The following is a 22,271-nucleotide window of genomic DNA, read 5'->3' as shown; positions in this document are numbered from 1 at the left end:
GCCTGCGAGGTGACGGCTAGGCTGAGGCCTCGACGCGACCGCACATCCTGTGAAGGGAACCCGTTCCGTGATCCTTCCCGCCGGAGCCGCCGCACCCGACTTCACCCTCGTGAACCAGTTCGGCCAGCCCGTGCGCAACGCTGATTTCCTGGGTCGGCAGGTCACCGTCGTGTTCTTCCCGCTCGCGTTCTCGGGCGTCTGCCAGAGCGAACTCAGTGCGCTCCGCGACAACCTCGGCATGTTCGAGGAGCTCGGCGTGGAGTTGCTGGCGGTGTCGGTCGATTCGAAGCACACCCTTCGCGCCTGGTCCGAGCGCGAAGGCTACGAATTTTCGTTGCTGGCCGACTTCTGGCCCCACGGGGCGGTAGCGAGCGCGTTCGGCGCCTTCGACGACTCCGCCGGCGTGGCGCGACGGGCGACCTTCGTGATCGACGCAGACGGACGTGTGGCCGCGAGCTTCGCGACGGACCGCGGTGAGGCCCGGTCGCTCGACCAGTACCGCAACGCGCTCGCGACGCTCTGACGCGGGCCTGAGACATCCGCTCGGTGCTCGGTGAATGCTGCCAGTGGCGGTACTGCCCGCTCAGGCGAGGATGTTGACCGAGCGTGCGATCACGAGCGCGAGGATCAGGAAACCGCCGAACGCCTGCAGTGCCATCAGCAGCTTGAACCGGCCCGACAGCGGCATGGCATCGGTCGCGCTGAAGGCCATCGAGTTCGAGACGGTCGAGTAGAAGTAGTCGACGAATCTGGGCATCCAGTCCCGCACGACGGATGAGCGTGCGGCCACCTCGGCGACCGCGTCGTGATCTTCGTCTTGCGGGAAGCGCAGGTCGGCCGGGGGGAGTTCGGACCGGGCGGCCATCGTGCGCATCACCGGGCCGCCGCGGTCGAGTTCCCAGTAGAGCACCGTGAACCCGATGACGTTCGCCACCCAGATCTGGGCCGCGGCCACGAGCAGGCCGGGGGCGTCATCGGCGCGCTCGCTCACGAGCGACGCGAGCAGCAGCACGAGGGTGAGCTGGTTCGCGACGACGAGGCCGGCGGCGAGCGCGATCGACGCCCATTTCGTGAACGTCGACCGTTTCGTCAGTCGGTGCGGGTTGGCGATGACGAGCGGCACCAGCAGTGCAAGTCCGAAGACCACCACGATGAACCGCTGCGGACCGAGGAAGTCGTTGGGCAGCGCCGCGTAGAGCGCCAGCGCGATGACGAGCGCGACGACGGAGGGCCAGCGGTGCTCCGACGGCGTGGTTCGACTCGGATGCTGCGGCATCGGCTCCATGGCCGTGAGTCTAGGCATCGCGCGGTACCATTGGCGTGCGCCGCGCGCGGCGCGAGGGCCTTTAGCTCAGTTGGTAGAGCGCCACGTTTACACCGTGGATGTCGTCGGTTCGAGCCCGGCAGGGCCCACCCACGCGACGACCAATGCAACGCAGCCGCTCCTCACGTCCGGATGGACCCTCCGCCGGCGTGCGCCGCTCAGCTCGCGCCCAGCAGCTCGGTGATCTGTGCGTAGAATGCGGCGGGGTCGCCGGCGAGCGACGCCTTCACCATCGTGGTCCAGTCATCGACGATCACCTCGATCGAGCCTGCTGCGAGGCCGTCGAGCGATCGGCGCGGCACCTCGCGCGGGTCGATCTTGGGCCCCTCGTATCCGGCCGCGATGTCGGTGTCGGCGGCGCCGAGGAGGACCCCCTGAACGCGCGTGCCCTGAGCAGCGAGCTCGAGACGTACGCCGTTCGTCATGTTCCATTCCGCGGCCTTGGCGGCAGAATACGCGCCCGAACCGGGGGCGGCGAACCACGACAGCGCCGACAGGATGTTCACGATCGCGCCTCCGCCGTTGCGGGCGAGCACCGGGCTGAACTCGCGGATCACGTCGAGTGAGCCCCAGAAGTGGGTGTCCATCTCGCGATGGAGGTCGGCGAGGTCGCCCGTGACGAGTGCGGCGCCGGTGGAGATGCCGGCGTTGTTCACCACGAGCGTGACATCGCGGGCTGCGGATGCTGCAGCGACGACCGACTCGTGATCGAGCAGGTCGAGCCGCAGCGGCACCACTCGACTGTCGGCGAATGCAAGGCTCTCGGGCCGTCGGGCCGTCGCATAGACCGTGCTCGCCCCGCGCTCCAGCAGCTCGAGCACGAACTGACGGCCGATACCGCGGTTGGCTCCGGTGACGAGGGCGATCTGATCAGTGACGTTCATGGGTTCCTTGCTCTCTGCAGCGGCGATGGTGCTCCGGCCACGTCGGGCCCGGCGTCGACTACGCTAGAACCTGACGTTGGCGTCAACGTCAAGTCGAACGCCATAGAGCCCGACCAGAAGGGGGCGCAGATGCGAATCGGAGAAGTCGCACACCGGGCAGGGGTCAGCACCAGAGCGCTCCGGTACTACGAAGAACACGGTCTGCTCACCTCGGAACGCACCCACAGCGGCCAGCGCATCTACGCCGAATCGGCGGTCGAACGCGTCGGGTTGATCCAGCAGCTGTTCAGTGCGGGCTTGCCCAGCCGCACGATTCTGCAACTCATGCCCTGCATCGAAGCCGGGCAGGCTTCCCCCGAGGTCTTCGAACTGATGGCCGCCGAGCGCGAACGCATCACCGCCGCCATGGCCGGCCTCTCGGCTGCACGCGATGCCCTCGACCGGGTCATCGACATCGCGAATCATCCGACCCCCGAGCACTGCCCCGCGCTCCGTGAGCCAGCCTGGGCGCCCTACGACGCCGACGAAGCCAGCACGGCATCGAAGCACGCGCCCGCGGAGGCGCGGGCCGTCGTCTGACGAGTCACGCCGGTGCGGCTGGAGCGAGTCGCACGCAGCAGTATCCGTCGCGGGGATCGAGCACGACCGTTCGGCCCTGTTCATCGACGGTCTCCGCCGCGCCGCGCAGCAAGGCCGCGTTCGCGGCGCAGATCGTCGATGAATGACGCTGCGCCACTCGATGGAACGGGCAGTTCGTCAGCCGGGTTCCGTCGTGACCGTCGTTGACAGGCTCGTATCCGAGTCGCTCGAGCACTTCGGTCATGGAATCGGATGCCGCTCCGAGCTCTCGGCCGAGGCTCGCCGAGACCCGTTCGAGCGTCGGCCGGATGGGAGCGCCCGTGCGGTCGCATTCGTCGACGGCACGGCTGAGGAGTTCTGCGGCGAGGTCGTAGTGACGCTCGGGCACCGAGACCACGAGCTCGCCGGCGATCGCGCGGTAGAGCTTCGCCGGCCGGCCCGCACCTGGGCCGGAGCGCCCGCTGCGTCGGCGGAACTCCGTGGCCAGCAGCCCCGCTTCGACGAGCCGGTCGAGGTGGAAGGCCGCGGTGCCGCGGGTCATCCGAAGCTCGGCGGCCGCTTCGTCGCGACCGACGGGCGCCGACTGACGCGCCACGAAGTCGAACAGCGACCGCCGTTGCGGGTCTGCGATCGCAGCGACGGCGACCAGATCGTCGTGCCGCGCGGAGTCGTCCATGTGCAGATCCTAACTCTAAAAAAGCAGTTCTCAACAAAAGAGCGAATCTAAAACAGCAAGTCTTAACGTAAGAAATGCACGCTCGTACTGTCGGCTCACCCGCAGTGCCCGAGGTGGTCTTTCGGGGCGATCGCGAGCGGCGCGAGTTCATCGCGGACACCGGCGCGATGAACCTCGCGCAGGTTCGTGCTGAGCGGATGGCACGGGGCAGCGTCGGTCGCGCGGGTAGGCTGAGCGGGTGACCCCGAGCCTCGCCGAACTCCTGACGACGATCGATCGTCTGTGGCCGTTCGCCGGCGCCGAATCGTGGGACGCGGCCGGCCTCGTGACCGGCGACCCCGATGCCGCGGTTCATCGCGTGCTCTTCACCGTCGACGCGGTGGCCGAGACCATCGACGAAGCCATCGCCGAGCGCGCCGATCTCGTGATCGCGCACCATCCGCTACTGCTCCGGGGAGTGACCTCGGTCGCCGAAGACCGGTACAAGGGCTCGCTGCTCGCTCGCCTGATCCGTGCCGACTGCGCGCTCGTCGCCGCGCACACCAACGCGGATGTCGTCGCCTCCGGCACCTCGGCGGTGCTCGCAGAACGGCTCGGTCTCAGCGACATCCGTCCGATCGTACCGTCGAACGACATGGCCCTCGGTCTCGGGCGCGTCGGACGACTCGCCGAACCCACCACTGTCGGCCGTCTCGCGCGTCGTCTCGCCGCGATCCTCCCGCCGACCGCGACCGGGGTGCGCGTCGCCGGTAGCTTCGACGACGTCGTGAACACGGTCGCCCTGTGCGGCGGAGCGGGCGACTCGCTGCTCTCCGAGCCTGTCGTGCGCACGGCCGACGCCTACATCACGGCCGATCTTCGCCATCACCCGGCGTCGGAGTCGCGCGAGCAGTCGAAGCTCTCGGGCGGCCCTGCGCTGATCGACGTGTCGCACTGGGCGAGCGAATGGCTCTGGCTCGAGACGGCAGCCGCCGAGCTGCGCGCCGCGCACCCCGAGCTCACCGTCGTCGTCTCCGAACTCCGCACCGATCCCTGGGACTTCCAGATCGTGCAGTGAACCCGCACCGACCACGTCGTCACCGACAACCCGAACCTCGAGGAGTACCACGTGAAGGCCAGTCCCGCCGAACAGGAACACCTGCTGCGACTCCAGTCGCTCGACACGCGACTCGCGCAGCTCGCGCACCGACTCGGCTCGCTTCCGCAGGCCAAGCCGCTCGCCGAGCTCGCCAGCCGCGACCAGGCTGTGCGCGGCACGCGCGCCGAGGCGTTCGGCACGCTCGAAGACGCCCGTCTCGAGCTGCATCGCCTCGAATCCGACGTGAAGGTCGTCGAGGCGCGCATCGCCCGTGACAGCGAGCGACTGCAGCACACCTCATCGGTCAAGGACGTCTCGGCCCTCGAAGCCGAACTCGTGTCGCTTCGCCGCCGCCTGAACGACCTCGAGGAGCAGGAACTCGTCGTCATGGAGCGCGTCGAAGAGGCCGAGGTCGCCGTCTCGAGTATCGACATGCAGCGAGCGGCGATCGTCGACGAGGTCGCCGCGCTCGAAGCCGAGCGCGATCAGGCAGCAGGCGGTCTCGGTATCGAGCGCGAGCAGACCGAGCGCGATCGCGCCGTGCTCGCCGGCGACGTCGCCGAGCCGCTGCTCGCGTACTACGAGCGGGCTCGCGTGCGCGGTGGGGGAGTCGGAGCTGCACTGCTGCAGGCGCGCACGTGCGGTGGCTGCGGCATGACGCTCACCGGCTCCGACCTCGAGTCGGTTCGCCGAGCTGCACCCGATGAGGTCGTGCAATGCCCGGAGTGCGACCGGATCCTCGTGCGCACCGACGAGTCGGGGCTCTGAGCGCCCACACGATAGACTGGTCGGGCGAGTGGGTCGGCAAGACGGTCGCGTCGCACGGTTTCGATCGTGCGCCGAGGAACGTCCGGGCTCCGCAGGGCAGGACGGTGGGTAACTCCCACCCGGGGCAACCCGCGAGACAGTGCCACAGAAAGCAGACCGCCTGGCGCGCAAGCGTCGGGTAAGGGTGAAACGGTGGGGTAAGAGCCCACCAGCGGCCGCGGTGACGCGGCCGGCTCGGTAAACCTCGTCCGGAGCAAGGTCAGACAGGGAACGATGGGGCTGCCCGTCCCGTTCCCGGGTAGACCGCTGGAGGGCTGCGGCAACGTAGTCCCGAGAGAGATGGCCGTCCAGCCGGTGTCGCGAAAGCGCCCGGTGAACAGAACCCGGCGTATCAGCCGGCCCATTCGCACCTTTTCTGCGGGTCACCCCGCAGCGAGCGATGCCGCCCCGAGGATTCCCGCGTTGTTGCGATGCACCGCCGGCACGATGGGGGTGTTGAGCTCGAGCAACGGCAGGAACTGCGCGTGGTGCTTCGAGACGCCGCCGCCCACGACGAACAGGTCGGGGGAGAACAGGAACTCCACCGCTGCGTAGAAGCGCTGCAGCCGCGCCGCCCAGTCGGGCCAATCGAGCGACTCCCGTTCCATCGCCGAGTATGCGGCGCGCTTCTCGGCCTGCACGCCGTCGACCTCCATGTGACCGAGTTCGGTGTTCGGCAGGAGCACGCCGTCGTAGAGGAAGGCCGACCCGATGCCCGTGCCGAGCGTCGTGAGGATGACGAGTCCCTCAGCTCCCACGGCGGCGCCGTAGCGGGATTCCGCGTAGCCCGCGGCATCCGCGTCGTTGATGAAGTGGATCTCGCGGCCGAAGGTGTCTTCGAAGAGCTGCTCGGCGGGCAGGCCGATCCACTCGCTCGAGATGTTCGCTGCCGAGAGCGTGTGCCCGTGCTTCACGACCGCAGGAAAGCAGACGCCGAGCGGCAGGGCATCGCCGAACTCGTTCGAGAGTCCGTCGAGCAGTTCGCCGGTGGCCCGCAAGATGTCGGCCGGCCGGCCGCCCTCAGGGGTCGACACCTTTCGCCGCTCCGAGACGAGCTCGCCGGAGCGGAGGTCGACGACCGCGCCCTTGATGCCCGTACCGCCGATATCGATGCCGATCGCGTGCTCTGTCGCCATGGTCGCCAGACTATCGCGGGTCATTCGGGCGGCGTTCAGGGAAGCGTCAGGATCTCCGCCCCGCGCTCGGTGACCACGAGGGTGTGCTCGAATTGGGCCGTCAGCGAGCGGTCGCGGGTCACGACCGTCCAGTCGTCGTCCCACACCTCCCACTCGCGTCCGCCGAGGGTCAGCATCGGCTCGATCGTGAACACCATGCCCTCTTCGATCACCGTGTCGTGCTCGGGCGCGTCGTAGTGGGGGATGATGAGCCCCGAGTGGAACGCGCGGCCGACCCCGTGACCCGTGTACTCGCGCACGACGCCGTAACCGAACCGCTTCGCGTACGCCTCGATCGCACGACCGATCACGTTGACCTGGCGGCCGGGGGCGACGGCACGGATGCCGCGGCGCAGCGCCTCTCGTGTGCGCTCGACGAGCAGCGTCGCCGCCTCGCTCGCCTCGCCGACGAGGAAGGTGTGGTTGAGGTCGCCGTGGTAGCCGTCGAGATACGCCGTGACGTCGATGTTCACGAGGTCGCCGTCGACGAGCACGGTGTCGTCGGGGATGCCGTGGCAGATGACCTCGTTGACCGAGGTGCACGACGACTTCGGGTAGCCGCGATAGCCGAGCGTCGACGGGTAGGCGCTGTGCCCCACGACGTAGTCGTGCACGATTCGATCGAGCTCGTCGGTCGTCACTCCGGGCCGGATCAGGGCGGCTGCCGCGTCGATGGCGCCGGCGGCGACGCGGCCGGCGGCCCGGATGCGTTCGACCTCAACAGGCGAGTACCGGTCGTCGCCGGTGTAGGCCGCCGGCGCCCGTCGGCCGACGTATTCAGGCCGGGGGATGTCGGCGCGCACCGATCGCTGCGGCGACAGGCGACCCGGGATCAGGTGGCCGGAGGCGTCTTTGGGCATAGGATCAGCCTATGGCCGAGGACGTCGAACACATGTTCTGGTACAACCTGCGCACCGGAGAGGTGGAGCAGGGATTCGAGTCGCCGTCGACTGACCGGGTGGGTCCGTTCGAGACCCGCGCCGAAGCCGAGCGCGCGCTCGATATCCTGCGTGCGAACAGCGCGAAGTGGGCTGAAGAAGAGGCCGCCGAAGACTGACGGCCCGGGGCTACTCGTACGAGTGCTCGGCGTTCGGGTAGACGCCCGACTCCACGTCGGCGCGCCACTCCTTCGCCGCAGCACTGAGAATGCCCGAGAGATCGGCGTACTGCTTGACGAACTTCGGCACGCGCCCGATCGTGAGGCCGGCCCAGTCGGTCCAGACGAGCAGTTGCCCGTCGGTGTGGGGGCCGCCGCCAACGCTGAGCGTGGGAATCTCGAGCAACTCGGTCACCTGTCGCGCGGCATCGGCCGGCACCATCTCGAGCACGACGGCGAATGCGCCCGCCTCCTGCACCGCCTTCGCATCGGCGAGCAGCTGCTTCACGCCGTCGCCGCGACCCTGGATCACATGGCCGCCGAGGCCGTGCTCGCTCTGCGGCGTGTAGCCGATGTGGCCCATCACAGGGATGCCGGCACCGACGATGCGGCGGATCTGCTTGTGGCTGCGTTCGCCGCCCTCGAGCTTCACGGCGTGCGCGCCGGCCTCCTTCATGAACCGCACCGCGGTGTGCAGTGCGTCTTCAGGGCCGTTCTCGTAGGAGCCGAACGGCATGTCGGCCACCACGAAGGCACGCTTGACCGCACCAGCGACCGCCCGCGTCAACGGGATGAGCTCATCGACCGTGACGGGCAGGGTCGTCTCGTAGCCGAAGACGTTGTTGCCCGCCGAGTCGCCGACGAGCAGGAAGTCGATGCCGGCTTCGTCGAAGATGCGCGCCGTGAGCTGGTCGTAGCTCGTCAGCCCCGTGATCTTGATGCCGTCGCGCTTCGCATTCTGGAAGTGCCGAGTGCGCACGCGCTTCGGCCCTCCGGATGCGGCGGCACCGCCATACGGGTTCTGCTCGGCGCCGGCCGAGGTGTCGGATGCTGCGGACTGGGGCTCGCCTGACATGAGGCCAAGTCTGGCACACGCGGCATCCGCGCCCGGCCTCACGAGCCCGCCCGAGCCAGTACGCTGAGAGGTGCGAGAGAGGGTGTGGATGGATAAGCAGCGCGACTTCGTTCTTCGCACGATCGAGGAGCGAGGGGTCAAGTTCGTCAGGCTCTGGTTCACCGACGTCGTCGGCACCTTGAAATCGGTGGCCATTGCGCCCGCCGAGGTCGAGGGTGCGTTCACCGAGGGCATCGGCTTCGACGGCTCGGCGATCGAGGGGCTGAGTCGCACCTTCGAGTCCGACCTGCTCGCCTACCCCGATCCCACGACGTTCCAGACGCTGCCGTGGCGGGGCGACATCGACCCGACCGCACGCATGTTCTGCGACATCACGACGCCCGACGGCGAGCCGGCGGTCTCAGACCCCCGCAACGTGCTGAAGCGCACCCTGGCTCGTGCGGCCGATCGCGGGTTCACGTTCTACACGCACCCCGAGATCGAGTTCTACCTGCTCAAGTCGTCGAAGTACGGCGAGACGGGGCCCGAACCGGTCGACTCGGCCGGCTACTTCGACAACGTTCCCGGCGGCACCGCCCACGACTTCCGTCGCCGTTCGGTGCGCATGCTCGAAGACCTCGGCATCTCCGTCGAGTTCAGCCACCACGAGGCCGGCCCCGGCCAGAACGAGATCGACCTCCGCTACGCCGACGCGCTCACGACGGCCGACAACATCATGACGTTCCGCACCGTCATCAAAGAGGTCGCGATCGAGCAGGGCGTCTACGCCACGTTCATGCCGAAGCCGTTCTCATTGCAGCCCGGAAGCGGCATGCACACCCACTTGTCCTTGTTCGAGGGCGATGCGAATGCCTTCTACGAGCCCGGTGCGCAATACCAGCTCTCGAAGATCGGCCGTCAGTTCATCGCGGGACTCCTGCGCCATGCGTCGGAGATCTCCGCGGTCACCAACCAGTTCGTGAACTCGTACAAGCGGCTGTGGGGCGGGGTAGGACCCGACAAGCTCGCAGAGGCACCGAGCTTCATCTGCTGGGGTCACAACAACCGCTCCGCGCTCGTGCGAGTGCCGCTCTACAAGCCCAACAAGGGCCAGAGCGCGCGCGTCGAGTATCGCGCCATCGATTCCGCGGCGAACCCCTACCTGGCCTTCTCGTTGCTGCTCGCCGCCGGCATGAAGGGCATCGAAGAGGGCTACGAACTGCCTCCAGAGGCCGAAGACGACGTGTGGGCGCTCACCGATCGCGAGCGGCGCGCGCTCGGCTACGACCCGCTGCCGGCGAGCCTCGATCACGCGATCCAGCAGATGGAGGAGTCTGAACTCGTCGCGGAGACGCTGGGCGAGCAGGTCTTCAACTACGTGCTCGCGAACAAGCGCGCCGAGTGGCGCGACTACCGTTCGCAGGTCACTCCGTTCGAGTTGCAGCGCAACCTCGAGATCCTCTGACCCAGCGGATGTCTCGGAAGGCCCCAACTCTCGGAAGAGTCGCGCGTGCGGGCTTCGCCGACCTCGACGGCGCGTCCGCATCGCTCGCGCACCTCGCGGCCGAGGCCGGGGTCGACGTGGAGTCGCTGCTCGATGTCTTCGCCGAGGCCGCCGACCCCGACGAGGCGTTGTCGGTCGTGCACCGACTCCACGAGCAGGAGCCGGCGGAGCTGGGCGTGGTGCTCGCTCACGAGAGCGCAGCCGTCCGCATGGTTCGACTCATCGGGACATCGCGCGGGTTCGCCGAGTTCCTGTTGCGGCATCCGTCGGAGCTCGCGATCTTCCGTCAGCTTCCGGCCGCGCCGCCGAGCGTCAGCGAGGCTCGATCCTCGATGCTCGCTGCGCTCGACCAAGTCGCTGCGGCCCCGGTCGATGTTCCCGAGCAGGCCGCGAGGGCCATCCGCATCAGGTACCGGCGACTGCTCGCCGAGATCGCCGTCTTCGATCTCACCCGGGGCGACGCCGTCGATGTCGTCGATGTCGTCGCCGCGGGTCTCGCCGACCTCGCCGGCGCGACGCTCGACGCCGCCCTCGAGGCGGCACGCCGAGCGGTCTCCCGCGAAGCGGGCGACCCGGCCGCGCCCGGACGGTACCCCGCCGTCGAGGTCGCGGCGACTCGGCTGGCCGTCATCGGCATGGGCAAGGCCGGCGCGCGCGAGCTGAACTACGTCAGCGACGTCGACGTGATCTTCGTCGCCGAGTCGGCCGATGAGTCGGTCGTCTCGACCGCACGAGCACTCGACATCGCAACCCGGCTCGCGATGCTCACGATGCGCATCATCGGCGAGCCCGGCATCGAACCCCCACTCTGGGAGGTCGACCCCAACCTGCGGCCCGAGGGCAAAGACGGCGCCCTCGTTCGCACCCTCGAATCGCACCTGCAGTACTACGAGCGCTGGGCGAAGAGCTGGGAGTTCCAGGCGCTGCTCAAGGCTCGGCCGCTCGCGGGCGACCTCGAACTCGGCGGTCGCTACTTCGACGGCGTCTCGCCGAAGGTCTGGACGAGCTCCAGTCGCGAGGGCTTCGTGGAATCCGTGCAGGCCATGCGCGAACGGGTCACGCAGCACATCCCGGCCGACGAGGTCGACGTGCAGATCAAGCTCGGCCCCGGCGGCATCCGCGACATCGAGTTCACGGTGCAGTTGCTGCAGCTCGTGCACGGCGCCACCGACGAAGGAATCCGGCAGGGCGGCACGCTGCCCGCCCTCGCTGCACTCGCCGAACTCGGCTACGTGGGCCGCGACGAGGCGGCGGAGTTCGCCCGCGACTACCGGGTGCTGCGCGTGCTCGAGCACCGCATGCAACTCGAACGCCTGCGCCGCACGCACCTGATGCCGCGAGACGAGCACCGCTTGCGGGTGCTCGCCCGGGCCTCGGGTCTCGGGCGCACGGCCGCTGAGCTGATGAGCGTCTGGCAGGCCACCAGGCAGCGTGTGCGCGGCCTGCACGAGCGGCTCTTCTACCGTCCGCTGCTGTCCGCGGTGGCCGCATTGCCGGCATCGGGCCTCGAACTGACGAGCGCGCAAGCCGAGGCCCGCCTCGCCGCCATCGGGTTCCGCGATCCGCGTGGCGCGCTCGCTCACATCGCGGCCCTCACCGCAGGGGTCTCGCGGCGCGCGCAGATCCAGCGACATCTGATGCCGGTGCTGATCTCGTGGTTCGCCGACGGCACCGACCCCGACTTCGGGCTGCTCTCGTTCCGTCGACTGAGCGACACCCTCGGCACGACGCACTGGTACCTCCGACTCCTGCGCGACTCCTCCGACGCCGCGCTGCGGCTCACGCGCGTGCTCTCGGGGTCGCGCTTCGCCGCAGCACTGCTCGAGCGGAGTCCCGAGGCGGTCGTCTGGCTCGAAGATGTCGACGAGCTCCGCCCGCGTTCCCTCGCGGCGCTCGAAGACGAGACCCGGGCGGTGCTCGCGCGGCACGAGCAGCCCGACGCCGCGGCGAAGATCTTCCGCGCGATCCGGCGGCGTGAGGTGCTGCGCCTCGCGCTCTCGGCGATGCTCGACGTCTGCACCGTCGAAGAGCTGGGGCATGCGTTGAGCGACGTCACCGAGAACCACATCGCCGCCCTCGTCGCCGCCATTCGCGGTGGCGAGCCCGACGGCATCGAGTTCGCGGTCATCGGCATGGGCAGGTTCGGGGGCCGCGAGCTCGGCCTCGGCTCCGACGCCGACATCATCTACGTGTACCGTGCCACGGATGCCGCGGCCGACGCCGCGCACTCGCGAGCGCTGCGCATCGTGGCCGAGCTCGTGCGTCTCAGCGAAGACGCACGCCTGCCGTTCGAGCTCGACGCCGATCTGCGCCCCGAGGGGCGCAACGGCGTCGTCGCCCGCTCACTCGACGCCTACCGCGCGTACTACGCGAGGTGGTCGCTGACCTGGGAGGCGCAGGCACTGCTCCGCGCCAGGGGAGTCGCGGGCGATCGAGGGCTCGTCGACGAGTTCACCGGGCTCGCCGACTCGGTGCGGTACCCCGAGTCGATCAGCGAGCGCGACGTGCGCGAGGTGAAGCGCATCAAGGCGCGAGTCGAGAATGAACGGCTGCCCCAGGGCGCCGACCCGAACCGGCACCTCAAGCTCGGGCGCGGCTCGCTCTCCGACGTCGAGTGGTTCGTGCAGCTCGCGCAGCTCCAGCACGCGGCCGAGGTGCCGGCGTTGCGCACGACCTCGACGCTCGATGCCCTGGCCGCCGCCGTCGAACACGGTCTCGTCGAGGCATCCGACGCCGAAGTGCTGCGCGCCGCGTGGGTGTTCGCCTCGCGCGCCCGCTCGGCACTGACACTCTGGCTCGAGCGCACGACCGACGTGCTGCCCGTCGAACGTTCGCAGCTCGAAGGCGTCGCCCGCATCATGGGCTATCCGCCGGGATCGGCGACCCAGCTCGAGCAGGACTACCTGCACCTCACGCGCCGAGCGCGCGCTGTGTTCGATCGCGGCTTCTACGGCGTGGAGCCGCGCCGCGAGCCGACCTCGGGCTGAGTCAGCCGACCTCGGGCTGAGTCGCGCTTGCGCAGAACGTGCTGACACGCGAATGGGCCCGCCCGCCGAAGCGGTGCGGGCCCATCCGGTCGGATCCGAGTGCAGGGGGGATGCAGGGTTCGGACCCGGAACTGCAGAGGGGGCTGCAGTGATCAGACGCCGTAGTAGAGCTCGAACTCGAACGGGTGCGGGCGCTGAGCCAGCGGCTTCAGCTCCTTCTCGCGCTTGTAGTCGATCCAGGTCTCGATGAGTTCCTTGGTGAACACGCCGCCTTCGAGGAGGAAGTCGTGGTCGGCCTCGAGGGCCAGGAGTGCCTCGCCGAGCGAGCCGGGAACCTGCGGGATCGACTTGGCCTCTTCGGGCGGCAGCTCGTAGAGGTCCTTGTCGACGGGCTCGTGCGGCTCGATGCGGTTCTTGATGCCGTCGAGGCCGGCCATGAGCTGCGCAGCGAAGGCGAGGTACGGGTTGCCCGAGGCATCCGGAGCGCGGAACTCGATGCGCTTGGCCTTGGGGTTCGTGCCGGTGATCGGGATGCGGATCGACGCCGAGCGGTTGCCGGCCGAGTAGACCAGGTTCACGGGAGCCTCGAAGCCGGGCACCAGGCGGTGATACGAGTTCACCGTCGGGTTCGTGAAGGCGAGCACGGCGGGGGCATGCTTCAGCAAGCCGCCGATGTACCAGCGGGCGAGGTCCGAGAGTCCGCCGTAGCCGGCCTCGTCGTAGAACAGCGGCGTGCCGTCGTTCCAGAGCGACTGGTGGGTGTGCATGCCCGAGCCGTTGTCGCCGAAGAGCGGCTTCGGCATGAACGTCGCCGTCTTGCCCCACTGCTCGGCGGTGTTCTTGACGATGTACTTGAACTTCAGGATGTCGTCGGCCGCGTGCACCATCGTGTCGAAGCGGTAGTTGATCTCGGCCTGGCCGCCCGTGCCCACCTCGTGGTGGCTGCGCTCGAGGATGAGGCCGGCGTCGATGAGCTTGAGGCAGATGTCGTCACGCAGGTCTGCCTGCTTGTCGACGGGGGAGACCGGGAAGTAGCCGCCCTTGTAGGGGGTCTTGTTGGCGAGGTTGCCGCCCTCTTCGACCCGGCCCGAGTTCCAGGCGCCCTCTTCGGAGTCGACCGAGTAGAAGCTCGAGTGCTGGTTCACTTCGTAGCGAACGTCGTCGAAGATGTAGAACTCCGCCTCGGGGGCGAAGAAGGCGGTGTCGGCGATGCCGGTGGAGGCGAGGTACTTCTCGGCCTTCTTGGCAACCTGACGCGGGTCCTTCGCGTAGATCTCGCCGTTGCGCGGGTTGTAGATGTCGAACACCATGATGAGCGTGCGCTCGGCGCGGAATGCGTCGATGTACGCCGTCGTCACGTCGGGGATCAGCTGCATGTCGGACTCGTGGATGTTCGCGAAGCCGCGGATCGAGGAGCCGTCGAAGAGCTGGCCGACGGTGAAGAACTCCTCGTCGACCGTCGAGGCCGGGATGTTGAAGTGCTGCTGCACGCCCGGGAGATCGGTGAAGCGGATGTCGAGGAACTTGACATCCGTCTCTTTGATGAACTTGAGCACTTCAGACGAATCACTGAACATGTGACGAAATCTCCAAGGGGGCGGGTGGGCCGAACGGACGTGCACAGCCGGTAGCGACGATAGCCGGGTGCGGTTTCCCTGCCATGACCGGAATGTTTCGAGCATGTTACGTGCCGCACCCCTCGGTAGACTCGGGAGGTGCCTGACGCGAAACCCCAGACCTTCGGAGACCTCGAGCCGAGCCAGTGGCCCGGCGAGCGACTCGGGCTCCCGAGCGAAGGCCGGGGCTCGGTCGCGCGGGTCGGTCGTCGTCTCGCCGCGCTCCTCGTCGATTGGGCGAGCGCCATGCTCATCGCGCTGCTGTTCACTCCATACGAGTCGGTCGCCTACACCTGGGTGACGCCGCTCGTGTTCGCAGTGCTGCAGATCGTCTTCATCCCCACGCTCGGCGGCAGTCTCGGCCACCGCCTGCTGGGCATGCGCGTCGTGCCGCTCGTCGGCGGTTGGATCGGCGTGTGGCGGCCGATCCTGCGCACGGCACTGCTCGTCGTCGTCGTGCCGGCGCTCGTCTGGGATTCCGACCAGCGCGGTTTCCACGACAAGGTCGCCGGCACCGTGCTGATCCGGTACTGACCTGAAAGCGGCATCCGTCGATGACGGATGCCGCGTTCTCGAGCTCGATCTCAGCGCATCTTGCCGCGCTGCGCACGAGCCTTCATCGGGTCGATGCCCTTCGGGATCGGCAGCGAACTCTGCAGCGAGTTCAGACGGTTCGAGACCGCGAGCACCTCGGGCTTGGTGAGGGCCTTCTTCGACTTGCGCAGCGTCGCCGGAAGCTGGTGCAGCCGGATCGAATCTTCGTCGAGACCGACGGAGACGAGCGTGACAGGCACGTTCGGCAGGATGCGGGTGACCTTGCGCTGCTCGTCGTCGAGCATGCGCTGCGTGCGGCTCGTCGGCCCCTCGCTGATGAGCGCGACACCGCCGCGGCCGACGGCACGGTAGACCGCGTCTTGCGTCTTGCCGTTGACGGCGACGGGCATCTCGTTGCCGACCCAGCCGCCGCGGAGGCCGCTGCGGAGCACCGCGCCCACGGCGCCGGGCTGGCCCTCGATCTGCGAGTAGGCGGCACGTTCGGCACGACGGCCGAGGATGAGGAGCGCGATCAAGAGGCCCGCGAGCACGCCGGCGACCACCCAGAGGGCGATGGTGAAGCCGTTGCCCTCGCTGAGCCACAGCGCGAGGCCGAGGCCCACGAGCACTGGGGCGAGGAAGCCGAGGAGCATGAGCCACTGTGCAGTGGAGTCGTAGCGGCGGGTCATCTGGAAGACCTGCCACATCTGCTTCATGCGGCCGGGCTCCTTCTGAGCCTTCGATGCGTCCTTGGTGCGTGCCATGGTCTCAAGGATACCGGCGCGGAGAGCCGTCTCGGACCGCGATCTGCGAGCGGTCCGAGACGGCTTTGCCGCTACCCGACCGCTTGCGCGAAGCCGAGCGATGCGTCGGCGAGGTGGGCGAGCTCAGCGGGCAGCGGAAGGCCCTTCGCCTGCATGGATTGCGCCCAGAGCCGGCCCGCCCGATAGGACGACCGCACGAGAGGGCCGGCGAGCACGCCGAGGAATCCGATCTCCTCGGCCTCCTGCTTGATCTCGACGAACTCCTCGGGCCGCACCCAGCGGGCCACGGGAAGGTGGCGCGGACTCGGCCGCAGATACTGGGTCACGGTGATGATGTCGGTGCCGGCATCGTGCAGGTCGCGGAGAGCCTGCGAGATCTCCTCCCGTTCCTCGCCCATGCCGAGGATCAGGTTGGATTTCGTGATGAGCCCGGCGTCGCGCCCCTGCGTGATCACGTCGAGCGATCGCTCGTAGCGGAACGCCGGGCGGATCCGCTTGAAGATGCGCGGCACCGTCTCGACGTTGTGCGCGAACACCTCGGGCTGAGCGTCGAACACCTGCTGCAGCAGCTCGGGCACTCCGTTGAAGTCGGGCACGAGGATCTCCACCCCGGTGCCGGACGACTGGCTGTGGATCTCGCGGATCGTCTCGGCGTACAGCCAGGCGCCGCCGTCGGGCAGATCGTCGCGGGCGACACCCGTGACGGTCGAGTAGCGCAGCTGCATGCGCACCACGGACTCGCCGACGCGCCGCGGTTCATCGGCGTCGAAGTCGGCGGGCTTGCCGGTGTCGATCTGGCAGAAGTCGCAGCGACGGGTGCACTGCGAGCCGCCGATCAGGAAGGTCGCCTCTCGGTCCTCCCAGCACTCGTAGATGTTCGGGCAGCCTGCCTCCTGGCAGACGGTGTGCAGGTCTTCGCTCTTCACGAGCGCCTGGAGGGCGCGGTACTCGGGGCCCATCTTCGCTCGCGTCTTGATCCACTCGGGCTTGCGTTCGATCGGGGTCTCGGCATTGCGGATCTCGAGGCGCAGCATCCTGCGCCCATCTGGTGCGGTGCTCACGCTGCGACCGCCTCCTCGGCGAGGAATCGTTCGCGTACCGACTCGATGAGATCGGTCGGGGTCACCGTACGGCCGAGTTCGCGGCTGATGGTGGTCACTCCGGCGTCGCGGATGCCGCACGCGACGATCCGCTCGTAGGCGTCGAGCGCGTTGCTGGCGTTCAGGGCGAAGCCGTGCATCGTGACACCGCTCTCGACCCTGATGCCGATGGCCGCGATCTTGTTCTCGGCACCCTTCGGACCGACCCAGACGCCCGACCGGCCCTCGACGCGGCGCGAGTCCACGCCGACGCCGGCGAGGACATCGATCAGGATGCCCTCGAGCCGTCGCACGTAGCCGACGACATCGATCGGCTCCGGCAGCCGCAGAATCGGATAGCCCACGAGCTGGCCGGGGCCGTGCCAGGTGATCTTGCCGCCGCGATCGACGTCGATGACGGGGGTGCCGTCGGTCGGCCGTTCGTCGGGCGAGGTGCGCTTTCCGGCGGTGTAGACGGAGGGGTGCTCCAGAAGGAGGACGGTGTCGGGGCGTTCGCCCCTGACGACCGCGCGATGGACGGCGCGCTGAAGGTCGAGACCCTCGATGTACGGCACGGAGTTGGCGCTTAGCCCCGCGACGACGAAGTCGAGCATGTCCTTCAGCTTAGGTCACTCCTCCTCGACAACCGACGGTGGTCGGTGTCGTTCCACAACGATCGCCGATCCGGCCGTGCGCGCCGGCCCGCACGGCACGCTGCTCGGTATGGTTCGACATGGCAGACGCGTCGCCGCCGAAGCGGCGATCCCCGAGCGGCACACGCCGACCGAGTCGACGCTCGCGGGATACCGCTTGCTCCGACGGATCGCGACCGGTGAGCGCGCCGACATCTTCCTTGCGGCCCTCGATGCCCGCGCTGAGAGAGGGGAACCCGGTGCCGACGAATCGGCGGTGGTGACGGTGCGTGTCTACGACGCCGCGGCCGATGGTGCAGCCATCGCCGCCGAGATCGAGGCGATGTCGACGGATGCATCGGGCTCGCTGCCCGAGCTCTTCGACATCGCGACACTCGACGACGGGCGTTGCGCACTCGCGGTGGAACGGCTTCCCGGACCGTCGATCGCGCGAATCCTCGCAGAGCGCACGCTGACGCCCGGTGAGGCGGTGACGATCCTCGCACCCATCGTCGTCGCCGTGGCCGAACTCGCGCGGCTCGGCTTCGTGCACTCCAGGCTCTCGCCGGGCGACGTCCTGCTCGATGATCGTGGCCGGCCGAGGCTCATCGGGCTGGGTGGCCTCGAGCGTCTGCCGGCGGCGGCGCATGCCCGTACCCGCTTGCTCCAGGCCGGACATGCCGCCCTGGCAGACCTCTTCGACGACGTGATCGCCGCGACGAGGCCGGCCGAGCTGCTCGTTCCGGTCGCCGAACTTCTGCGCGACCGCCTGGCGGCTCGGCCGTTCACGCCGTGCGAGGCGGAGATCGAGCGGCGACTGTTCGCCGCCGCCGCGCCCGAGGCGGTGAGCGGCGTCGCAGTGCGGCCGCGCCGCACGCCACTGCCGACGCGGGTGACGGCACCGCTCGACCTCCCGGTCGAGGCCCGACACGCGGATCACGGGGAGATCGGGCCGCCCGAGCAGCGGTCTCGCCCGATCGTACGCACACTCCTCGACCTCGCCCAGTGGCCTGCCGCGCTCGCAGGGCGAACGGCGGCGGCGCGCGCGGCAGTCGACGACGACTCGAACATCGGCCGCAGGCTGCGTGCAGCGGTACGCCGGCGCCGGCCGGTGCTCGTCGTCGGCGGACTCGTCGGCGGGGGAGCGCTGGCCCTGCTGCTCACGCTGGTGCCACCGGCAACTGCCGGCAGTGGGACTCGGCCCGACGCCGGAAGCTCCACGTCGCCCGCTCGGACTGGTGTCGTCGATGCCGTGGACTCCGACGACGATTCCGCGGTGGACCCGTCGGGCGGCATCGAGCGTACGACGGAGGCAGTCGAAGCCGCGAATGTCGCTGACGTGGTGCCGGCGACCGCGGCACTGCTGCAGCGGCGGGCGGAGTGCTTCGACGCACTCGACCTCGAGTGCCTGTCAGAAGTGCTGCAGCCGGGTTCGACGAGCGAGTCCGACGACGTCGGTGCCATGACGGCTGCTCGCGAGGGAGGGGAGCTTCCCCCGGCATTCGACACCAAAGCGATCACCGTGGCCGCCGAGATGGGCTCCGCCGTGTTGTTGACCGTGAACTATGCAGCAGATGCAGGAGCTGAACGACAACCGGCCTCGCTCCTCGTGATGAGGGGCGAGGCCGGTTGGCGACTGCGCGAGATCTTCGACTAGATGCCGAGGTCGTTCTCGAACGCGCCTTCTTCGAGCCGTTCCTTGACCGCGGTCAGGAAGCGGGCAGCGTCGGCGCCGTCGATGATGCGGTGGTCGTACGAGAGGGCCAGGTACACCATCGAGCGCACGGCGATCGCGTCGGCACCGTCGGTCGAGACGACCACGGGGCGCTTGACGACGGTGCCGGTGCCGAGAATCGCCGACTGCGGCAGGAACACGACCGGGGTATCGAAGAGCGCGCCGCGCGAACCGGTGTTCGTCAGCGTGAACGTGCCACCCGACAGCTCATCGGGCTTCAACTGATTGTTTCGGGTGCGCTCGGCGAGATCGGCGATCTGTGCGGCGAGGCCGGCCAGGTCGAGCTCAGCGGAATCCCGGATCACCGGCGTGAGCAGGCCACGTTCGGTGTCGACCGCGATGCTCATGTTCTCTTGAGCCGGGTAGACGATGCTGTCGCCGTCGACCGTGGAGTTGATGATCGGGTACGCGCGCAGCGCCTCGGCGGCCGCCATAGCGAAGAACGGCAGGAACGAGAGCTTGTTGCCCGTCTTGGCGAGGAAGTCGCCCTTCACCGTGTCGCGCAGGCGCGCGACACGGGTGACATCGACCTCGACCACCGTCGTGAGCTGCGCGGTCGACGTCATCGAGACGACGGCGCGCTCGGCGACGACCTTGCGAAGACGCGTCATCGGCACCGTGGTTCCGCGCAGCGGCGAGATCTCGAGCGGCTGGCGAGTTGCCGCCGGAGCGGCCGCTGCGGCGGGTGCCGCGTTGGCCGAGATGACGTCCTGCTTGCGGATTCGTCCGCCGACGCCCGTGCCGGTGACGCTCGCGAGGTCGACGCCCTGCTCGTTCGCGAGCTTGCGCACGATCGGAGTCACGTATCCGGCGGGGCCGGCGTGCGAGCCTCCGCTCGGAGCAGCAGGTGCGGCCGGAGCAGCCGGTGCGGCAGCAGGCGCGGCGGGCGCCTCGGCGACGGGAGCGGCTGCGGGTGCGGGAGCTGCCTCGGCAGCAGGTGCCGCAGGTGCAGGAGCTGCCTCGGCAGCAGGTGCCGCAGGCGCAGGAGCTGCCTCGGCAGCAGGTGCCGCAGGAGCAGGAGCGGGCGCAGCCGGTGCCTCTGCAGCGGGTGCCGCGGGAGCAGGCGCCGCAGGTGCCTCAGCAGCAGGGGCCTCCGCAACTGGCGCAGCAGGAGCCGGAGCAGCGGGGGCCTCAGCGACCGGACCAGCGGGAGCCGCCTCAGGGGCGGCAGGGACCGCTGCCTCAGGTGCAGCTGGCGCCGCGCCCGCGGCCGAACCATCACCGATGGTCACGAGTGCGGTGCCGACCTCGACGGTCTCGTCTTCTTGCACCAGGATCGCCTCGATGACACCGGCGACGGGCGACGGGATCTCGGTGTCGACCTTGTCGGTCGAGACCTCGAGCAGCGGCTCGTCGACCTCGACACGGTCGCCGACATTCTTCAGCCAGCGGGTGACCGTGCCCTCAGTGACACTCTCTCCGAGTGCCGGGAGGCTGACGGATTCGCTCATTCGCTTGTCTCCTTCACAGCGTGGGAACGCTTTCTAGCTTATTGCAGTCGATCATTGGGTCGGCCGGTTCAGATGGCGTGCAATGGCTTGCCGGCCAGCTTCTGCATGGCTTCGCCGAATGCCTCACCCTGGGTCGGGTGGGCGTGGATGAACGGGGCGATGTCTTCGGGGTAGGCCTCCCAGTTCACCGCGAGCTGGGCCTCGGCGATCAGCTCGCCGACGCGGCCGCCGATCATGTGCACGCCGATGATCGGACCATCGTTGACCCGCACGACCTTGATCGAGCCGGAGGTGCCGAGGATCGAGCTCTTGCCGTTGCCGGCGAGGTTGTACTCGAACGACGACACCTGGTCGGCGCCGAACTTCTCGGCCGCCTTCGCCTCGGTGTAGCCGACCGAGGCGACCTCGGGCTCGCAGTAGGTGATCTTCGGGATGTTGACGTCTTCGACGACGATCGGGGCGAGGCCCGCGATCTCTTCGGCGATGAAGATGCCCTGCTGGTAGCTGCGGTGCGCGAGCTGCAGGCCGGGAACGATGTCGCCGGCCGCGTAGATGCCGGGCACGCTCGTCTCGAGGCGATCGTTGGTGATCACGAAGCCCCGGTCGATCGTGATGCCGGCCTCTTCGTAGCCGAGGTTCTGGGTGACCGGTCCGCGGCCGACGGCGACGAGCAGCAGCTCGGCCTCGTAGGTCGTGCCGTTCTCGAGCGTCACGACGACGCCGTCGTCGTTCTGAGTAACTCCCTGGAAGCGAACTCCGAGCGAGTAGTCGATGCCGCGCTTGCGGAACGCGCGCTCGAGCTGCTTGGAGATCGACTCCTCTTCGTTCGGCACGAGGTGCGGCAGCGCCTCGATGATGGTCACCTCGGCTCCGAACGAGTTCCAGACGCTCGCGAACTCGACGCCGATGACGCCGCCACCGAGCACGGCGACCTTCTTGGGGATGAAGTCGAGCTCGAGCGCCTGCTCGCTCGTGATCACGCGGCCGCCGATCTCGAGGCCGGGAAGCGACCGCGAGTAGGAGCCGGTCGCGAGCACGACGTTCTTGCCGGTGTACCGATCGTCGCCGACGGCGACGGTGTTCGCGCCGACGAGGCGGCCCTCACCGGCCACCACTGGAATGCCGCGAGCCTTCAACAGGCCCTGCAGGCCCTTGAACTTGCTCGCCACGATGCCCTCGCGGTAGGCGGAGACGCCGGCGATGTCGATGCCCTCGAACGAGGTCTTGACGCCGTACTTCGACGACTCGCGTGCGACTTCAGCGACCTCGGCCGAGTGCAGCAGCGCCTTGGTCGGGATGCAGCCGCGGTGAAGACACGTGCCGCCGAGCTTGTCCTTCTCGATCACGACGGCCGTCAGGCCGAGTTCGACGGCACGGATCGCGGCGGCGTAACCGGCGCTGCCTCCGCCCAGGACGACAATGTCAAAGTTCTGCTCGGACAACCGCACTCTCCCTCGCGCATCAAATCTGCGACATGGACTGTCTCCGGTTCGTTGCCGGGACAGGCTGTATGGG

At 68.7% G+C, this 22,271-nt stretch carries 21 protein-coding genes, 1 tRNA gene and 1 other RNA gene; 11 read left to right on the top strand and 12 right to left on the bottom strand.

Going from position 1 to position 22,271, the window contains the following annotated elements; all coding sequences use genetic code 11:
* The first annotated feature begins 67 nt into the window (after positions 1–67).
* On the top strand, positions 68–523 hold the full coding sequence (locus tag H521_RS0118285) for a peroxiredoxin (RefSeq protein WP_022894464.1): 456 nt from the start codon (positions 68–70) through the stop codon (positions 521–523).
* A 60-nt stretch (positions 524–583) separates the two neighbouring features.
* Here the strand turns inward: H521_RS0118285 and H521_RS0118280 are convergent, their stop codons facing one another.
* The gene (locus H521_RS0118280; protein WP_022894463.1) at positions 584–1,285 is read right to left on the bottom strand and encodes a hypothetical protein; all 702 of its coding nucleotides are present in this window, start codon (positions 1,283–1,285) and stop codon (positions 584–586) included.
* 55 nt (positions 1,286–1,340) lie between these two features.
* On the opposite strand from H521_RS0118280, the gene H521_RS0118275 reads away from it, so the two are divergent.
* Positions 1,341–1,413, top strand: a tRNA-Val gene (locus H521_RS0118275).
* Positions 1,414–1,482: 69 nt separating this feature from the next.
* Here the strand turns inward: H521_RS0118275 and H521_RS0118270 are convergent.
* Complete coding sequence (locus tag H521_RS0118270) at positions 1,483–2,208, bottom strand: SDR family oxidoreductase (protein WP_022894462.1); 726 nt, start codon at positions 2,206–2,208, stop codon at positions 1,483–1,485.
* Between the two features lie 129 nt (positions 2,209–2,337).
* Between H521_RS0118270 and H521_RS24235 the strand changes: the two genes are divergently transcribed.
* Positions 2,338–2,787: a MerR family transcriptional regulator gene (locus H521_RS24235; RefSeq protein ID WP_051159349.1), complete on the top strand. Its 450-nt coding sequence runs from the start codon at positions 2,338–2,340 to the stop codon at positions 2,785–2,787.
* Positions 2,788–2,791: 4 nt separating this feature from the next.
* Here the strand turns inward: H521_RS24235 and H521_RS0118260 are convergent, their stop codons facing one another.
* On the bottom strand, positions 2,792–3,463 hold the full coding sequence (locus H521_RS0118260) for a helix-turn-helix transcriptional regulator (protein WP_022894460.1): 672 nt from the start codon (positions 3,461–3,463) through the stop codon (positions 2,792–2,794).
* 238 nt (positions 3,464–3,701) lie between these two features.
* On the opposite strand from H521_RS0118260, the gene H521_RS0118250 reads away from it, so the two are divergent.
* From H521_RS0118250 to rnpB, 3 genes are all read left to right on the top strand, one after another.
* Positions 3,702–4,520 (top strand): Nif3-like dinuclear metal center hexameric protein, encoded by an 819-nt coding sequence (locus H521_RS0118250; RefSeq protein ID WP_022894458.1) that lies wholly within the window; start codon positions 3,702–3,704, stop codon positions 4,518–4,520.
* Between the two features lie 51 nt (positions 4,521–4,571).
* Positions 4,572–5,309 carry a zinc ribbon domain-containing protein gene (locus tag H521_RS0118245; protein WP_022894457.1) on the top strand — a complete coding sequence of 246 codons (738 nt, stop codon included), beginning with the start codon at positions 4,572–4,574 and terminating at the stop codon, positions 5,307–5,309.
* Positions 5,310–5,338: 29 nt separating this feature from the next.
* An RNA gene (rnpB, locus tag H521_RS25205) (RNase P RNA component class A) lies at positions 5,339–5,716 on the top strand.
* Positions 5,717–5,731: 15 nt separating this feature from the next.
* On the opposite strand, the gene ppgK is transcribed toward rnpB, so the two are convergent.
* Together ppgK and map are read right to left on the bottom strand one after the other, a co-directional pair.
* Entirely contained in the window at positions 5,732–6,484 is a 753-nt protein-coding gene (ppgK, locus tag H521_RS0118240) for a polyphosphate--glucose phosphotransferase (RefSeq protein WP_022894456.1), read from the bottom strand.
* Positions 6,485–6,519: 35 nt separating this feature from the next.
* Positions 6,520–7,383 carry a type I methionyl aminopeptidase gene (gene map / locus H521_RS0118235; RefSeq protein ID WP_022894455.1) on the bottom strand — a complete coding sequence of 288 codons (864 nt, stop codon included), beginning with the start codon at positions 7,381–7,383 and terminating at the stop codon, positions 6,520–6,522.
* A gap of 11 nt (positions 7,384–7,394) precedes the next feature.
* Between map and H521_RS0118230 the strand changes: the two genes are divergently transcribed.
* Positions 7,395–7,580, top strand: coding sequence for an SPOR domain-containing protein (locus H521_RS0118230; protein ID WP_022894454.1), 186 nt, complete (start codon positions 7,395–7,397; stop codon positions 7,578–7,580).
* A gap of 10 nt (positions 7,581–7,590) precedes the next feature.
* On the opposite strand, the gene panB is transcribed toward H521_RS0118230, so the two are convergent.
* A complete protein-coding gene (panB, locus tag H521_RS0118225) occupies positions 7,591–8,475 on the bottom strand; it encodes a 3-methyl-2-oxobutanoate hydroxymethyltransferase (RefSeq protein WP_022894453.1) in 885 nt (294 codons plus the stop codon).
* Positions 8,476–8,563: 88 nt separating this feature from the next.
* On the opposite strand from panB, the gene H521_RS0118220 reads away from it, so the two are divergent.
* Together H521_RS0118220 and H521_RS0118215 are read left to right on the top strand one after the other, a co-directional pair.
* Entirely contained in the window at positions 8,564–9,919 is a 1,356-nt protein-coding gene (locus H521_RS0118220) for a glutamine synthetase family protein (protein WP_022894452.1), read from the top strand.
* A gap of 8 nt (positions 9,920–9,927) precedes the next feature.
* Positions 9,928–12,945, top strand: coding sequence for a bifunctional [glutamine synthetase] adenylyltransferase/[glutamine synthetase]-adenylyl-L-tyrosine phosphorylase (locus H521_RS0118215; RefSeq protein ID WP_022894451.1), 3,018 nt, complete (start codon positions 9,928–9,930; stop codon positions 12,943–12,945).
* A 152-nt stretch (positions 12,946–13,097) separates the two neighbouring features.
* Here H521_RS0118215 and glnA read toward each other — a convergent pair whose 3' ends face one another.
* On the bottom strand, positions 13,098–14,522 hold the full coding sequence (gene glnA / locus H521_RS0118210; protein WP_022894450.1) for a type I glutamate--ammonia ligase: 1,425 nt from the start codon (positions 14,520–14,522) through the stop codon (positions 13,098–13,100).
* 138 nt (positions 14,523–14,660) lie between these two features.
* Here glnA and H521_RS0118205 point away from each other — a divergent pair, with 138 nt between their 5' ends.
* Positions 14,661–15,095 (top strand): RDD family protein, encoded by a 435-nt coding sequence (locus tag H521_RS0118205; protein WP_022894449.1) that lies wholly within the window; start codon positions 14,661–14,663, stop codon positions 15,093–15,095.
* Between the two features lie 50 nt (positions 15,096–15,145).
* Here H521_RS0118205 and H521_RS0118200 read toward each other — a convergent pair whose 3' ends face one another.
* The 3 genes from H521_RS0118200 to lipB form a co-directional block, all read right to left on the bottom strand.
* Positions 15,146–15,859 (bottom strand): DUF4191 domain-containing protein, encoded by a 714-nt coding sequence (locus H521_RS0118200; RefSeq protein WP_022894448.1) that lies wholly within the window; start codon positions 15,857–15,859, stop codon positions 15,146–15,148.
* Positions 15,860–15,930: 71 nt separating this feature from the next.
* Positions 15,931–16,920 (bottom strand): lipoyl synthase, encoded by a 990-nt coding sequence (lipA, locus tag H521_RS0118195; protein WP_022894447.1) that lies wholly within the window; start codon positions 16,918–16,920, stop codon positions 15,931–15,933.
* On the bottom strand, positions 16,917–17,552 hold the full coding sequence (lipB, locus tag H521_RS0118190) for a lipoyl(octanoyl) transferase LipB (RefSeq protein ID WP_022894446.1): 636 nt from the start codon (positions 17,550–17,552) through the stop codon (positions 16,917–16,919). Before lipB ends, lipA begins: the two co-directional genes overlap by 4 nt.
* A 109-nt stretch (positions 17,553–17,661) precedes the next feature.
* Between lipB and H521_RS0118185 the strand changes: the two genes are divergently transcribed.
* Positions 17,662–19,227, top strand: coding sequence for a hypothetical protein (locus tag H521_RS0118185; protein WP_156891540.1), 1,566 nt, complete (start codon positions 17,662–17,664; stop codon positions 19,225–19,227).
* Here H521_RS0118185 and sucB read toward each other — a convergent pair.
* Both sucB and lpdA read right to left on the bottom strand, forming a co-directional pair.
* A complete protein-coding gene (sucB, locus tag H521_RS0118180; RefSeq protein ID WP_022894444.1) occupies positions 19,224–20,756 on the bottom strand; it encodes a 2-oxoglutarate dehydrogenase, E2 component, dihydrolipoamide succinyltransferase in 1,533 nt (510 codons plus the stop codon). The genes H521_RS0118185 and sucB overlap by 4 nt on opposite strands.
* A gap of 68 nt (positions 20,757–20,824) precedes the next feature.
* A complete protein-coding gene (gene lpdA / locus H521_RS0118175; protein WP_022894443.1) occupies positions 20,825–22,198 on the bottom strand; it encodes a dihydrolipoyl dehydrogenase in 1,374 nt (457 codons plus the stop codon).
* Positions 22,199–22,271 lie beyond the last annotated feature (73 nt).

The sequence above is a fragment of the Agromyces subbeticus DSM 16689 genome (assembly GCF_000421565.1).
Classification (GTDB): Bacteria; Actinomycetota; Actinomycetes; order Actinomycetales; family Microbacteriaceae; genus Agromyces; species Agromyces subbeticus.
The sequence above is the reverse complement of the archived record's forward strand: the minus strand, read 5'-3'. Positions and strand labels throughout refer to the sequence as shown.

Excerpts from the sequence above, each read along its gene's own strand:
- H521_RS0118220 (WP_022894452.1), top strand. The coding sequence starts at position 8,564 with ATGGATAAGCAGCGCGACTTCGTTCTTCGCACGATCGAGGAGCGAGGG.
- panB (WP_022894453.1), bottom strand. The coding sequence starts at position 8,475 with ATGTCAGGCGAGCCCCAGTCCGCAGCATCCGACACCTCGGCCGGCGCC.
- glnA (WP_022894450.1), bottom strand. The coding sequence starts at position 14,522 with ATGTTCAGTGATTCGTCTGAAGTGCTCAAGTTCATCAAAGAGACGGAT.
- H521_RS0118260 (WP_022894460.1), bottom strand. The coding sequence starts at position 3,463 with ATGGACGACTCCGCGCGGCACGACGATCTGGTCGCCGTCGCTGCGATC.
- H521_RS0118185 (WP_156891540.1), top strand. The coding sequence starts at position 17,662 with ATGGTTCGACATGGCAGACGCGTCGCCGCCGAAGCGGCGATCCCCGAG.
- sucB (WP_022894444.1), bottom strand. The coding sequence starts at position 20,756 with ATGAGCGAATCCGTCAGCCTCCCGGCACTCGGAGAGAGTGTCACTGAG.
- H521_RS0118280 (WP_022894463.1), bottom strand. The coding sequence starts at position 1,285 with ATGGAGCCGATGCCGCAGCATCCGAGTCGAACCACGCCGTCGGAGCAC.
- H521_RS0118200 (WP_022894448.1), bottom strand. The coding sequence starts at position 15,859 with ATGGCACGCACCAAGGACGCATCGAAGGCTCAGAAGGAGCCCGGCCGC.
- H521_RS24235 (WP_051159349.1), top strand. The coding sequence starts at position 2,338 with ATGCGAATCGGAGAAGTCGCACACCGGGCAGGGGTCAGCACCAGAGCG.
- map (WP_022894455.1), bottom strand. The coding sequence starts at position 7,383 with ATGCCCAAAGACGCCTCCGGCCACCTGATCCCGGGTCGCCTGTCGCCG.
- H521_RS0118215 (WP_022894451.1), top strand. The coding sequence starts at position 9,928 with ATGTCTCGGAAGGCCCCAACTCTCGGAAGAGTCGCGCGTGCGGGCTTC.
- ppgK (WP_022894456.1), bottom strand. The coding sequence starts at position 6,484 with ATGGCGACAGAGCACGCGATCGGCATCGATATCGGCGGTACGGGCATC.
- lipB (WP_022894446.1), bottom strand. The coding sequence starts at position 17,552 with ATGCTCGACTTCGTCGTCGCGGGGCTAAGCGCCAACTCCGTGCCGTAC.
- H521_RS0118230 (WP_022894454.1), top strand. The coding sequence starts at position 7,395 with ATGGCCGAGGACGTCGAACACATGTTCTGGTACAACCTGCGCACCGGA.
- H521_RS0118270 (WP_022894462.1), bottom strand. The coding sequence starts at position 2,208 with ATGAACGTCACTGATCAGATCGCCCTCGTCACCGGAGCCAACCGCGGT.